The 11,788-nt window shown below is 51.2% G+C and carries 12 protein-coding genes and 5 tRNA genes; all 17 read right to left on the bottom strand.

Annotated features, from left to right (window positions below; genetic code table 11):
• Positions 1 to 25: 25 nt before the first annotated feature.
• The gene (nadA, locus tag M2374_RS01100; protein ID WP_115259032.1) at positions 26 to 1,069 is read right to left on the bottom strand and encodes a quinolinate synthase NadA; all 1,044 of its coding nucleotides are present in this window, start codon (positions 1,067 to 1,069) and stop codon (positions 26 to 28) included.
• Positions 1,070 to 1,359: 290 nt separating this feature from the next.
• Positions 1,360 to 1,435 (bottom strand) — tRNA-Lys (locus tag M2374_RS01095).
• Positions 1,436 to 1,482: 47 nt separating this feature from the next.
• Positions 1,483 to 1,558, bottom strand: a tRNA-Lys gene (locus tag M2374_RS01090).
• Positions 1,559 to 1,607: 49 nt separating this feature from the next.
• A tRNA-Lys gene (locus M2374_RS01085) sits at positions 1,608 to 1,683 on the bottom strand.
• A 3-nt stretch (positions 1,684 to 1,686) separates the two neighbouring features.
• Positions 1,687 to 1,762: transfer RNA gene (locus tag M2374_RS01080), tRNA-Val, on the bottom strand.
• A 35-nt stretch (positions 1,763 to 1,797) separates the two neighbouring features.
• Positions 1,798 to 1,873, bottom strand: a tRNA-Lys gene (locus M2374_RS01075).
• 165 nt (positions 1,874 to 2,038) lie between these two features.
• The gene (gene cpoB / locus M2374_RS01070) at positions 2,039 to 2,827 is read right to left on the bottom strand and encodes a cell division protein CpoB (RefSeq protein WP_096757816.1); all 789 of its coding nucleotides are present in this window, start codon (positions 2,825 to 2,827) and stop codon (positions 2,039 to 2,041) included.
• 9 nt (positions 2,828 to 2,836) lie between these two features.
• Entirely contained in the window at positions 2,837 to 3,355 is a 519-nt protein-coding gene (gene pal, locus M2374_RS01065; protein ID WP_006685431.1) for a peptidoglycan-associated lipoprotein Pal, read from the bottom strand.
• Positions 3,356 to 3,389: 34 nt separating this feature from the next.
• Positions 3,390 to 4,682, bottom strand: a complete 1,293-nt coding sequence (gene tolB / locus M2374_RS01060; RefSeq protein ID WP_096757817.1) for a Tol-Pal system beta propeller repeat protein TolB — start codon at positions 4,680 to 4,682, stop codon at positions 3,390 to 3,392.
• A gap of 128 nt (positions 4,683 to 4,810) precedes the next feature.
• Positions 4,811 to 6,082, bottom strand: a complete 1,272-nt coding sequence (tolA, locus tag M2374_RS01055) for a cell envelope integrity protein TolA (RefSeq protein ID WP_181688353.1) — start codon at positions 6,080 to 6,082, stop codon at positions 4,811 to 4,813.
• A gap of 64 nt (positions 6,083 to 6,146) precedes the next feature.
• Positions 6,147 to 6,575 (bottom strand): colicin uptake protein TolR, encoded by a 429-nt coding sequence (gene tolR / locus M2374_RS01050; protein WP_005125437.1) that lies wholly within the window; start codon positions 6,573 to 6,575, stop codon positions 6,147 to 6,149.
• A 3-nt stretch (positions 6,576 to 6,578) separates the two neighbouring features.
• The gene (gene tolQ, locus M2374_RS01045; protein WP_096757819.1) at positions 6,579 to 7,271 is read right to left on the bottom strand and encodes a Tol-Pal system protein TolQ; all 693 of its coding nucleotides are present in this window, start codon (positions 7,269 to 7,271) and stop codon (positions 6,579 to 6,581) included.
• Positions 7,268 to 7,672, bottom strand: coding sequence for a tol-pal system-associated acyl-CoA thioesterase (ybgC, locus tag M2374_RS01040; RefSeq protein WP_045441116.1), 405 nt, complete (start codon positions 7,670 to 7,672; stop codon positions 7,268 to 7,270). Before ybgC ends, tolQ begins: the two co-directional genes overlap by 4 nt.
• 275 nt (positions 7,673 to 7,947) lie before the next feature.
• Positions 7,948 to 8,241 (bottom strand): cyd operon protein YbgE, encoded by a 294-nt coding sequence (gene ybgE, locus M2374_RS01035; RefSeq protein ID WP_096757820.1) that lies wholly within the window; start codon positions 8,239 to 8,241, stop codon positions 7,948 to 7,950.
• On the bottom strand, positions 8,241 to 8,354 hold the full coding sequence (gene cydX / locus M2374_RS01030; protein ID WP_096757821.1) for a cytochrome bd-I oxidase subunit CydX: 114 nt from the start codon (positions 8,352 to 8,354) through the stop codon (positions 8,241 to 8,243). Before cydX ends, ybgE begins: the two co-directional genes overlap by 1 nt.
• 14 nt (positions 8,355 to 8,368) lie before the next feature.
• The gene (gene cydB / locus M2374_RS01025; RefSeq protein WP_115259034.1) at positions 8,369 to 9,508 is read right to left on the bottom strand and encodes a cytochrome d ubiquinol oxidase subunit II; all 1,140 of its coding nucleotides are present in this window, start codon (positions 9,506 to 9,508) and stop codon (positions 8,369 to 8,371) included.
• Between the two features lie 15 nt (positions 9,509 to 9,523).
• Positions 9,524 to 11,092, bottom strand: a complete 1,569-nt coding sequence (cydA, locus tag M2374_RS01020; RefSeq protein ID WP_096757823.1) for a cytochrome ubiquinol oxidase subunit I — start codon at positions 11,090 to 11,092, stop codon at positions 9,524 to 9,526.
• Positions 11,093 to 11,788: the final 696 nt, after the last annotated feature.

The raw sequence follows: 11,788 nt of genomic DNA, 5'->3' as shown, positions 1-11,788 counted from the left end.
CTTTTCCCCCAGAGCAATAATTTATTTAAGCTCGTAGTGTAGCCGCAAATTCCAGCATGCGGTTTAACGGCAATAGTGCCCCTTCTCGCAGCGCGTCATCAACCTGTATCTCATGGGCTGCCCCACCTTGCTCAAGGCCCTCTGCAATCGCTTTGAGGCCGTTCATCGCCATCCACGGGCAATGCGCACAGCTGCGACAGGTTGCCCCTTCGCCGGCAGTCGGGGCTTCAAGCAACTCTTTGTCCGGCACAGCCTGCTGCATTTTGTAAAAAATACCCCGGTCAGTCGCCACGATAAGCTGCTTATGCGGTAACGTTTTTGCCGCGTTGATGAGCTGACTCGTCGACCCCACGGCATCGGCCATATCGACTATTGATTGAGGCGATTCAGGGTGTACCAGCACGGCTGCGTCGGGATATAACCCTTTCATGCGCGTTAATGCCTGTGTTTTGAATTCGTCATGGACGATACAGGCCCCTTGCCAACAAAGAACATCGGCTCCGGTCTGTTTTTGCACGTAGTTTCCCAGATGCTTGTCCGGAGCCCAGATGATTTTTTCACCTAAACTATCCAGGTGCTCAATAAGTTCAACCGCAATGCTGGATGTCACCACCCAGTCCGCACGCGCTTTCACTGCCGCCGACGTGTTGGCATACACCACGACGGTGCGGTCCGGATGCGCATCGCAAAATGCACTGAATGCGTCGATTGGACAGCCCAGGTCTAAGGAACATTCCGCCTGCAGCGTTGGCATCAGAATGGTCTTTTCCGGGCTGAGGATTTTAGCCGTTTCGCCCATAAATCGGACCCCAGCCACCAGCAACGTAGAGGCCGAATGCTTTGATCCAAACCGCGCCATCTCCAGCGAGTCAGAAATGCATCCACCGGTTTCCTCAGCCAGCTGTTGGATCTCTGGGTCTGTATAATAGTGCGCCACCATTACAGCATCGCGCTCTTTTAGCAGGCGTTTGATTTTCTCGCGATAAAATTGTTTTTCATCTTCGCTCAGCGGCAGCGGCTTAGGCGGAAACGGATAAATTGCGGCTTCAGGGTCAAACATCACGCTCATCATGCTTTCTCGTTTTACTGGCTTAACGAAATAACCGAGTAAAAGCGTGACGTACGCCATAATCGGTTAGATTTGTTTTATATGCTAAACAAGATAGCGGATTGGCGTAAAAAAGTCACAATAATTGCGTTGGACAATGCCGGATGGCGACTGGCGTCTTATCCGGCCTACAGGTACGGTGTCGATTTGTAGCTTCGTAGATCTGATAAGCGCGGCACCATCAGGAAAGTAGGTTCGAATCTTATAAATCGCAGATAGCAAAAAGGCGCCTTTAGGGCGCCTTTTTACACTGGTGGGGCGTGCAGGATTCGAACCTGCGACCAATTGATTAAAAGTCAACTGCTCTACCAACTGAGCTAACGCCCCCATATGGGGTTTACTGCTTTACTCTTTTCAGGAACCCACCGCGATATTGGTGGGGCGTGCAGGATTCGAACCTGCGACCAATTGATTAAAAGTCAACTGCTCTACCAACTGAGCTAACGCCCCATACGGGTGTTGCCTGAAATATTTTTTACTCGGAACCACCAAAAATAATTGGTGGGGCGTGCAGGATTCGAACCTGCGACCAATTGATTAAAAGTCAACTGCTCTACCAACTGAGCTAACGCCCCGAGTGGTGGGTGATGACGGGATCGAACCGCCGACCCCCTCCTTGTAAGGGAGGTGCTCTCCCAGCTGAGCTAATCACCCGATACTACGCTGGATACTGCTTACTGCTAAGTTAGTGGTGGGGCGTGCAGGATTCGAACCTGCGACCAATTGATTAAAAGTCAACTGCTCTACCAACTGAGCTAACGCCCCACTTTTTTTGCCGCTTTCGGGCTGTTTGATATCCCTTGGCAACGGCGGCATATATTACTGATTTCAGATTTTAGCGCAACAAAAATTTCGATGTAAATAACTCAACTGCTTAGGAATCACACGACGCGACCAGAAATAACACGATTTCTGGTCGCATGGTGCGCATTACATCGCGCCGAGGCGTTTTTGCGCTTGTTTCGCGCCATCAGTACCAGGGTATTTAGTGATAACCTGTTGATAAACCGCTTTGGCTTTTTCTTTATCACCTTTGTCCTGCATGATGACGCCAACTTTGTACATCGCGTCTGCAGCCTTCGGTGATTTCGGGAAGTTTTTAACTACCGATGCAAAATAGAACGCCGCATCATCTTTTTTACCCTTGTTGTAATTCAACTGTCCCAGCCAGTAATTCGCGTTCGGCAGGTAGGTGGAATCAGGGTAATTTTTGATGAAGTTCTGAAATGCTTCAATCGCGTCATCCTGGCGGGATTTATCCTGCACCAGCGCAATTGCCGCATTGTAATCGGTATTCGCATCGCCAGAGCTTGCTGGAACGCCTGACGTCGCTGCTGCGCCTGCACCCGACGCAGGGGCCGCAGCCCCGCTCTGGTCGCCCGCTGCTGGCTGCGCCGCTGGCGTACCACCGCTGCTAAGACTGTCCATCTGCGTCAAAATCTGCTTCTGGCGCTCAACAACCTGATTCAGTTGATACTGACTTTCCTGAATTTGACCACGCAGGGAATCAATATCGGACTGGTTATCGGAGAGTTGTTGCTGGAGTTGGGTTAAAAGCTGACTGTGAGCGTTAGAAATACGCTCGAGTTGAGTGACACGGTCTTCGACCGAGCCTGAGCCGACACTACTGATTGGCGCCTGTGCAAAAGCGGCCCAAGGGGCCGCTATGCCAACCAGTAACGACAGACTCAACAGGTGATGTCTGAAGTTACTGCTCATGCAATTCTCTTAGTAAACCAGTACGGCACGACGGTTTTTGGAGTAAGCCGCTTCGTCATGACCCAGTACTGCAGGTTTTTCTTTACCGTAAGAAACGATGGAGATCTGGTCAGCAGAAACGCCTTTACCCTGCAGGTACATCTTAACGGCGTTCGCACGACGCTCACCCAGGGAAATGTTGTACTCAGGAGTACCACGTTCGTCCGCATGACCTTCTACGGTGACTTTGTAAGACGGGTTGCTACGCAGGAAGTTAGCGTGCGCATCCAGCATTGCAGCGAAGTCAGAACGGATATCGTACTTGTCCAGATCAAAGTAAACGATGTTGTTCTGCTGCAGCTGTTGCATCTGCAGACGCGCTTGCTCTTCGGAGGACATGTTGCCGCTGCCGTTTGCATCCATACCAGTGCCGGCACCCAGCATGCCTTCGCTGCCGTCATTGCTGGCGTTCTTGTTAGAAGAACATGCCGCAATAGCCATAACAGGCAGAGCAATCATCAGCCCTTTCAGCACTTTGTTCAGTTGCATTTCAATGATTCCTTTATTAATCAATTATTTATTATCACAGATACGGCGACCAGGCAGGGAATTTAACCTGACCATCGGTTGCCGGAAGACGCGCCTTGAAACGCCCATCTGTAGAAACCAAATTCAGCACGGATCCCATCCCCTGAGAAGAGCTGTAGATTACCATAGTGCCGTTAGGTGCCAGACTTGGCGTTTCATCCAGGAACGTTGACGACAGAACTTGTACGCCACCCGCTACCAGATCTTGTTTGGCAATGTGTTGCTGCCCACTGTTTGAGCTTACCATTACCATAAATTTACCGTCGCTGCTGACATCCGCATCCTGGTTTTGCGAACCTTCCCAGGTTATGCGCTGCGGAGCACCGCCGTTGACATTAACTTTGTATACCTGCGGACGCCCGGCCTGGTCAGACGTGAAGGCCAGGTTTTGGCTGTCCGGGAACCAGGTTGGTTCCGTGTTGTTGCTGCGACCATCAGTGACCTGACGGATTTGGCCAGAGCCAATGTCCATCACATACAGATTCAGACTACCGGTTTTAGACAGGGCAAATGCCAGTTTGCTGCCATCCGGAGAGAATGCTGGCGCACCGTTGTGACGCGGGAACGACGCAACCTGACGCACAGCGCCGTTAGACAGCGTCTGGATAACCAGTGCAGAACGACCGCTTTCAAAGGTTACGTAGGCCAGTTTAGACCCGTCCGGAGACCATGCCGGAGACATCAACGGCTGCGGAGAGCGGTGAACCACAAACTGGTTGTAGCCATCGTAGTCAGATACGCGTAATTCATACGGGAACTGGCCACCGTTAGTCTGAACAACGTACGCGATACGGGTACGGAATGCGCCCTTAATACCGGTCAGTTTTTCAAACACTTCGTCACTGGCAGTATGGCCCGCGTAACGCAGCCACTGCTTGTTCACTTTGTAGGTGTTCTGTGCCAGTACGGTACCCGGCGCACCACCGGTATCCACCAGCTGATAAGCCACGCTGTAGGAACCGTCCGGATTCGGCGTAACCTTACCGACTACTACGGCATCAATACCCAGCGCAGACCATGCCGCAGGCTGAACTTCAGCCGCAGTGCCCGGCTGCTGAGGCAGACGAGACCGGTCTAATGGGTTGAATTTACCGCTGTTACGCAGGTCAGCGCCCACGATACCACCGATATCTTCAGGTGCAGCACCCGGCCCTGCCCACTGGAACGGGACAACACCAATCGGGCGCGCCGAGTCCACCCCTTGGGTGATCTCGATACGTACTTCTGCATGCAGCACCGCTGCCCACAGCATCAGAAAACCAAATGCTACTCGTAATGCCTGCTTCATCATATCTCCCTTATCTGGACCAAAAGCCCACGATAATTTAGCAGAATGTTAACAAACTCAAATACACAAAACTACCAGAACTCTGTCTCAACCTTAGACTGTTTTCGTCCGAAAATACGGAAAAACGGTTACAGTTTAAAATCCAGTTTGGCGTCTTTTATCTTTTCGTAAACAGCCTGGTTAGGCGGTTTAGGAATACTTGCCGATCTCGCCGCCGCTAACGCGGCCTGGCATAGTGCAGGATCTCCACCTTCAGATGTCACACTCTTTAATCGTCCATCTGGTGCCAGGTTAATGTGCAGTACGCATTGTTTACCCTGGTAGAGGCCCGCATCAAACAGACGGCTCTGAATCGCGACCTGAATTTGCTTCGCGTAAGCGCTGATATCAGCACCTGTTGCGCCACCATTCGCACCACTTGTACCACTGTCTTTCGACGGTTGTCCGCTACCTTTCGCTCCACCACCCGATTTCGGTGCATTCTTACCGGAGCTTAAGTCACCGAACAGCTCGTCAACGCCAGAGGCTGCCGCGGCTTTCTCCGCTGCAGCTTTTTTAGCAGCTGCAGCTTTATCAGCAGCAGCTTTCTTGTCTGCGGCGGCCTTTTCTGCAGCGGCGGCTTTCTTGTCTGCTGCCGCTTTTTCGGCTGCTGCTTTCTTATCAGCAGCGGCCTTTTCAGCGGCGGCAGCTTTCGCGGCTGCGGCTTTCTCTGCAGCTGCAGCGGCCTTCTCTGCGGCGGCCTTCTCGGCAGCAGCTTGCTTAGCGGCCTCTGCCTGGGCTTTTTTCGCTGCATCTGCAGCAACCTTGGCGGCTTGCGCCTCGGCAACTTTCTTCGCATCAGCGGCGGCTTTTGCTGCGGCGTCAGCCTCTGCTTTTTTCGCCGCGTCAGCAGCGGCTTTCTTCGCAGAATCTGCAGCTTGTTTCGCCTGAGCGTCCGCCTTGGCTTTGGCGTCTGCAGCAGCCTTCGCCGCCGCTTCTTCAGCCTGCTTCTGTTGCTCCTGCGCTTTCGCGGCCGCAGCTTCAGCCTGTTTTTGCTGTTCCGTCTGTTCGCGCACTTTTTCCTGCGCGGCTAAACGTTCTTTCTCTAGCTGCTTCAGTCGTTCCTGCTCGGCCGCCTGCTTCTCACGAAGTTCCTCGGCCTGCTGCTGCGCCTGCTTTTCACGCTGTTCTTCTGCGCGTTTCGCACTTGCCTGCTGCTGCTGTTGCCTGTCGTACTGTTGAACAACGGCACCAGGATCGACCATGACGGCGTCAATAGACGAACCGCCACCGCCGCCTGAAGCATCAATGTGCTCATCGAACGAACTCCAGATCAATGCCGCAAATAAAATGACATGCAGCACCGCTGAAATAATTATCGCCCGTTTGAGCTTGTCGTTTTGTTCGGTTGCCTTTGACACTCTGGGTTCCCAAAAAACTGTTCGCCTGTTACGCGCTATCTTTCAAGCCAGGAATACGCAGACATCAAATTGGCTGCGTCATCAAGCCAACCGATTTCACGCCTGCGCTGTGTAACAGGTTCAGCGCTTTAATTATTTCATCATAAGGCACGTCTTTCGCACCACCGATTAAGAAGACCGTTTTCGGATTGGTCTGCAGGCGGCTTTTCGCTTCCGCGATAACCTGCTCCGGCGGCAGTTGATCCATTCTGTCTTTCTCAACCACCACGCTGTACTGCCCAACACCGGAAACTTCAATAATGACCGGTGGTTCGTCGTTACTGCTGACGGCCTGCGATTCGGTCGCATCCGGCAGATCGACTTCCACGCTCTGGGTAATGATCGGCGCCGTTGCCATAAAGATCAGCAGCAGCACCAGCAGTACATCGAGCAGCGGTACAATATTGATTTCGGACTTAAGTTCGCGACGACCTCGTCCACGCGTTCTGGCCATGGTTTACCCCTTGTTGCTCTCGCTAACGGTAAACGCCTGGCGGTGCAGAATCGCGGTGAACTCTTCCATGAAGTTGTCGTAATTCAGTTCCAGCTTATTCACACGCTGATTCAGTCGGTTGTACGCCATTACCGCCGGGATTGCCGCAAACAGACCGATTGCGGTGGCAATCAGTGCTTCTGCGATACCCGGAGCAACCATTTGCAGGGTTGCCTGTTTTACCGCACCGAGGGCGATAAACGCATGCATGATCCCCCAAACGGTACCGAACAGACCGATATACGGACTGATGGAACCGACGGTGCCGAGGAACGGAATATGCGTTTCCAGTGTTTCCAGCTCACGGTTCATGGAGATACGCATCGCACGGGATGCCCCCTCAACCACCGCTTCCGGTGCATGGCTATTAGCCCGATGCAATCGCGCAAATTCTTTGAATCCGCTATAGAAAATTTGTTCAGAACCCGTCAGGTTATCACGACGCCCCTGACTTTCCTGATACAGGCGCGATAATTCGATGCCGGACCAAAACTTGTCTTCAAACGCTTCTGCTTCACGTGAAGCCGCATTCAGTATACGGGTCCGCTGGATAATAATGGCCCAGGATGCGATTGAGAAACCAATCAAAATCAACATGATAAGTTTAACCAGAAGGCTTGCCTTCAGGAACAAATCAAGGATATTCATGTCAGTCACTGCTTAAACTCCGCGACAATAGACTTGGGAAGCGCACGAGGCTTCATCTTGAGTGGATCAACGCAAACAATCAGAACTTCGGCTTCATTCAGCACGGTGTTCTCTGCGTTGACAATGCGTTGCGTGAAAACCAATGAGGTGCCACGCATTGACGTAATTTCGGTTTGGACTTCGAGCATGTCGTCGAGCCTGGCTGGCGCAAAATATTCCAGGGTCATCTTGCGCACCACAAAGGCTACACGTTCGGCCAGCAGCACTTGCTGACTAAAGTGATGATGACGCAGCATCTCTGTGCGTGCTCGTTCATAAAAAGCGACGTAACTGGCGTGGTAAACCACCCCACCGGCGTCGGTGTCTTCATAATAGACACGAACCGGCCATCGAAAAATATACTTATTCATTCTTACTGCCTCTTTGTTGGCTTCGCCCACTCACACCGGTTACTTACTTTTGTAAGCGCCAGGTGACTCGCGTTCTTGCCGCCGCGATGCTTCAAGAATGTCGTTTGTATATCGCGTTGTATTCACTTTACATCCCGGTAATGCAACAAAAGTTAGAGCTTTTAACCGGTGCTACTATACGCGCGGGAATGATGCTTTGGAATGGGGGAAAGTAAACGGAGAGTAAAAAATTATGGGCTTATGCAAGCCCATAAATATTTAAGGATGTTTCTTATTCAAAAGAAGAAGAAAATCAGACCAACCACCAGCACGATGTCGGCTATCAGCGGGCAGAAGATGCCCTGCCAGTGCACCGCGCGAGGACGAAACCCGACGCCATGGATAATGCCAGCGCAGACCGCCCACATCAGCAGAAGGCCATGCCAGATTTCAAGCTCGCTGGTTTTTGCTGCGAAGCGTGAGGGATCCCAAAAAATACATCCTGCCAACACTAACGCCATGACTAAAGAAAGCGCCCGCAAGGGGCGCTTATCCATCGCGTTATATAACATCGCGATAACGTTGGTCATTAGCTTTCTTCTGGCCCTGCTTTGCCTGCTTCGACATGCTCAAGCGCCAGCGCTGTGATTATCCCAAATGCACAGGCAAGAAGCGTTCCCAAAATCCATGCGAAATACCACATTTTAAGCTCCTTACTTAGTACAGAGAGTGGGTGTTGTTTTCAATATCTTCTTTGGTGATACGACCGAACATTTTCCAATAACACCAGCTGGTGTAGAGCAGAATGATCGGTACAAACACCGCCGCAACCCAGGTCATCAGGTTCAATGTTCTCTGGCTGGAGGTAGCATCCCACATGGTCAGGCTGGCATTCATCATGGTGCTGGATGGCATCACAAATGGGAACATTGCGATACCCGCAGTCAGGATGATGCAGGCCAACGTCAGTGAAGAGAAGACGAACGCCCAGGCCCCTTTCTCCATACGAGACGTCAGGATGGTCAGCAGCGGCAGGGCTACACCCAGAGCCGGAACCAGCCACAGGATAGGTGCATTGTTAAAGTTCACCATCCATGCGCCCGCAACTCGCGCGACTTCTTTGGTCATCGGGTTAGAGGCAGCGTGGTGATCCAGTGCAGAGGTCACAACATAACCGTCAATACCGTACATCACCCAGACACCGGCCAGCGCGAAGCACACCAGAGTAACCAGCGCGGCAACCTGTGAAGTAGCACGTGCACGCAGGTGCAGTTCACCTACAGTACGCATCTGCAGATAGGTCGCGCCCTGAGTGATGATCATGCCCACGCTTACTACACCGGCCAGCAGACCAAACGGATTCAGTAACTGGAAGAAGTTACCGGTGTAGTACAAACGCATGTACTCATCCATATGGAACGGAACCCCTTGCAGCAGGTTACCGAACGCCACACCAATGACCAGCGGCGGTACGAAGCTACCAATGAAGATGCCCCAGTCCCACATGTTGCGCCAGCGCATGTCTTCAATCTTAGAGCGGTAATCAAAACCGACCGGACGGAAGAACAAGGACGCCAGTACCAGAATCATCGCCACATAGAAGCCGGAGAACGCAGCGGCATACACCATCGGCCAGGCAGCAAATAATGCGCCGCCCGCGGTGATGAGCCAAACCTGGTTACCGTCCCAGTGTGGGGCGATGGAGTTAATCATAATTCGACGCTCGGTATCATTACGACCGAGGAAACGGGTGAGCATGCCCACCCCCATGTCGAAACCATCAGTGACTGCAAAACCAATCAGCAGAATGCCAACCAGCAGCCACCAGATAAAACGCAATACTTCATAATCGATCATTTGACGACTCCTGTCTTAGCGTGCCGGCTGAGAAGTCACAGTGGACTGCTCGTAGTGATAACGACCGGTTTTCAGGCTGCTCGGGCCAAGGCGTGCGAACTTGAACATCAGGTACAGTTCAGCCACCAGGAACAGGGTATACAGGCCGCAAATCAACAGCATCGAGAAGATCAGGTCGCCCGCAGTCAGTGACGAGTTCGCCACGGCTGTCGGTAGCACTTCACCTATCGCCCACGGCTGACGCCCGTACTCTGCAACAAACCAACCGGACTCAATCGCAATCCATGGCAGCGGAAGCGCATACAGCGCCGTGCGCAGCAGCCATTTTTTCTCACCGATACGGTTACGAATCACTGTCCAGAAGGAAACCGCGATGATAGCCAGCATCAGAATGCCGCACGCCACCATGATACGGAACGCAAAGTACAGCGGAGCGACACGAGGAATAGAATCTTTCGTTGCCTGCTGAATTTGTGCTTCGGTCGCGTCGGTCACTTTGTCGGTATAGCGTTTCAGCAGCAGACCATATCCCAGGTCTTTCTTCATGCTGTTGAACTGGTCACGAACGGCCTGATCGGTGGAACCCGCACGCAGTTCTTCCAGCAGCTGATACGCTTTCATCCCGTTACGGATACGCTCTTCGTGCTGCACCATCAGGTCTTTCAGACCAATGACCGGCGTATCAACAGAGCGGGTGGCAATGATGCCCAGCGCGTAAGGGATTTGAATCGCAAAATGGTTTTCCTGCGCATCCTGGTCCGGAATACCGAACAGCGTAAAGGATGCCGGTGCAGGCTGGGTTTCCCACTCTGCTTCAATCGCGGCAAGTTTGGTTTTCTGCACGTCGCCCATTTCGTAACCGGACTCATCACCCAGAACGATAACAGACAGAATGGCAGCCATACCGAAGCTGGCAGCGATGGCAAAAGAACGCTTAGCAAATGCGAAGTCACGACCGCGCAGCATATAGTAAGAGCTGATACCCAGAACGAACATCGCGCCGCAGACATAACCAGACGCTACAGTGTGAACAAATTTCACCTGTGCAACCGGGTTAAGCACCAGTTCAGAGAAGCTCAGCATCTCCATGCGCATGGTTTCGAAGTTGAAATCCGCTGCAATTGGGTTTTGCATCCAGCCGTTCGCCACGAGGATCCACAGCGCAGACAGGTTAGAACCCAATGCCACCAACCAGGTGACGCACATATGCTGGACTTTACTCAGACGGTCCCAGCCGAAGAAGAACAGACCTACAAAGGTGGATTCGAGGAAGAAGGCCATCAAACCTTCGATCGCCAGCGGCGCACCGAAAATATCCCCGACATAGTGGGAATAGTAAGACCAGTTAGTCCCGAACTGGAACTCCATGGTCAGACCGGTAGCCACACCCAGAGCGAAGTTGATACCAAACAACTTGCCCCAGAACTTGGTCATATCTTTATAAATCTGTTTGCCGGAAAGGACGTAGACCGTTTCCATGATGGCCAACAAAAACGCCATACCCAGCGTTAGTGGCACAAAAAGGAAGTGGTACATCGCGGTCAAGGCAAACTGTAAGCGCGACAGTTCGACTATATCTAACATCATGACTCCTTGCTCATCGCATGAAGACTCCGAGAGTGAACCCCGTTAGAAAGGGTCACACGCATGCCCCAATACAAATTTATTTGCGTCCTTCCACCGTCGCTCTTTCTTCTCATTTGAAGAAAGGACAATGATGAAAAGTTACAAACATGTTAATAAAACACTCAAATTGATCCCGCAATTATATTACGCCGTAAAATCCTTACAATAAACAGGTTTTTATCGAGACAAATTTGCATTTTTCGATAGTGATCAATTTATAGCTAATTTACCACTTTCAGACCAATTTGATCTGCAGCAATTTAACCTCATTTGGTGGTGTTTACCAAGTTTTAAACATTGATTTAAATCAATTTACAGATTTAATGTTAATGATGTTTACCGATAACATGACTAGTGAATTTCATGTTAATTTCTTGTTTTACAATAAGTAATCATAGTTACCATAAATGATAGATTATTAATTAAAATCCACACGATCTTTTAAGCCATCAAGATGGCAACGGTCAGGAGGTAGATAAAGAGTCACTCTTGCTGGGTAGCTCACAGTTTTTTTTTAGCAAGCCATAACATTGTTATTTTATACAAATAATTCATTTTATTTTTACTTATAATTAACACCGAGATGTAACTATCTCAATCAGAAGTGAAATGCGGCTGCATTCAGTGACTCTACGAAGCGGGATCACCGCTGCG

The organism is Citrobacter sp. JUb117 (assembly GCF_024809055.1).
Lineage (GTDB): Bacteria > Pseudomonadota > Gammaproteobacteria > Enterobacterales > Enterobacteriaceae > Citrobacter > Citrobacter gillenii.
Note: the sequence above shows the minus strand (reverse complement) of the source record. Positions and strands in the feature narration are given on the sequence as shown.

Bases quoted from the DNA above. Each gene is read 5' to 3' on its own strand.
- nadA (WP_115259032.1), bottom strand. From the start codon at position 1,069: ATGAGCGTGATGTTTGACCCTGAAGCCGCAATTTATCCGTTTCCGCCT.
- cpoB (WP_096757816.1), bottom strand. From the start codon at position 2,827: ATGAGCAGTAACTTCAGACATCACCTGTTGAGTCTGTCGTTACTGGTT.
- pal (WP_006685431.1), bottom strand. From the start codon at position 3,355: ATGCAACTGAACAAAGTGCTGAAAGGGCTGATGATTGCTCTGCCTGTT.
- tolB (WP_096757817.1), bottom strand. From the start codon at position 4,682: ATGAAGCAGGCATTACGAGTAGCATTTGGTTTTCTGATGCTGTGGGCA.
- tolR (WP_005125437.1), bottom strand. From the start codon at position 6,575: ATGGCCAGAACGCGTGGACGAGGTCGTCGCGAACTTAAGTCCGAAATC.
- ybgC (WP_045441116.1), bottom strand. From the start codon at position 7,672: ATGAATAAGTATATTTTTCGATGGCCGGTTCGTGTCTATTATGAAGAC.
- ybgE (WP_096757820.1), bottom strand. From the start codon at position 8,241: ATGACCAACGTTATCGCGATGTTATATAACGCGATGGATAAGCGCCCC.
- cydX (WP_096757821.1), bottom strand. From the start codon at position 8,354: ATGTGGTATTTCGCATGGATTTTGGGAACGCTTCTTGCCTGTGCATTT.
- cydB (WP_115259034.1), bottom strand. From the start codon at position 9,508: ATGATCGATTATGAAGTATTGCGTTTTATCTGGTGGCTGCTGGTTGGC.
- cydA (WP_096757823.1), bottom strand. From the start codon at position 11,092: ATGTTAGATATAGTCGAACTGTCGCGCTTACAGTTTGCCTTGACCGCG.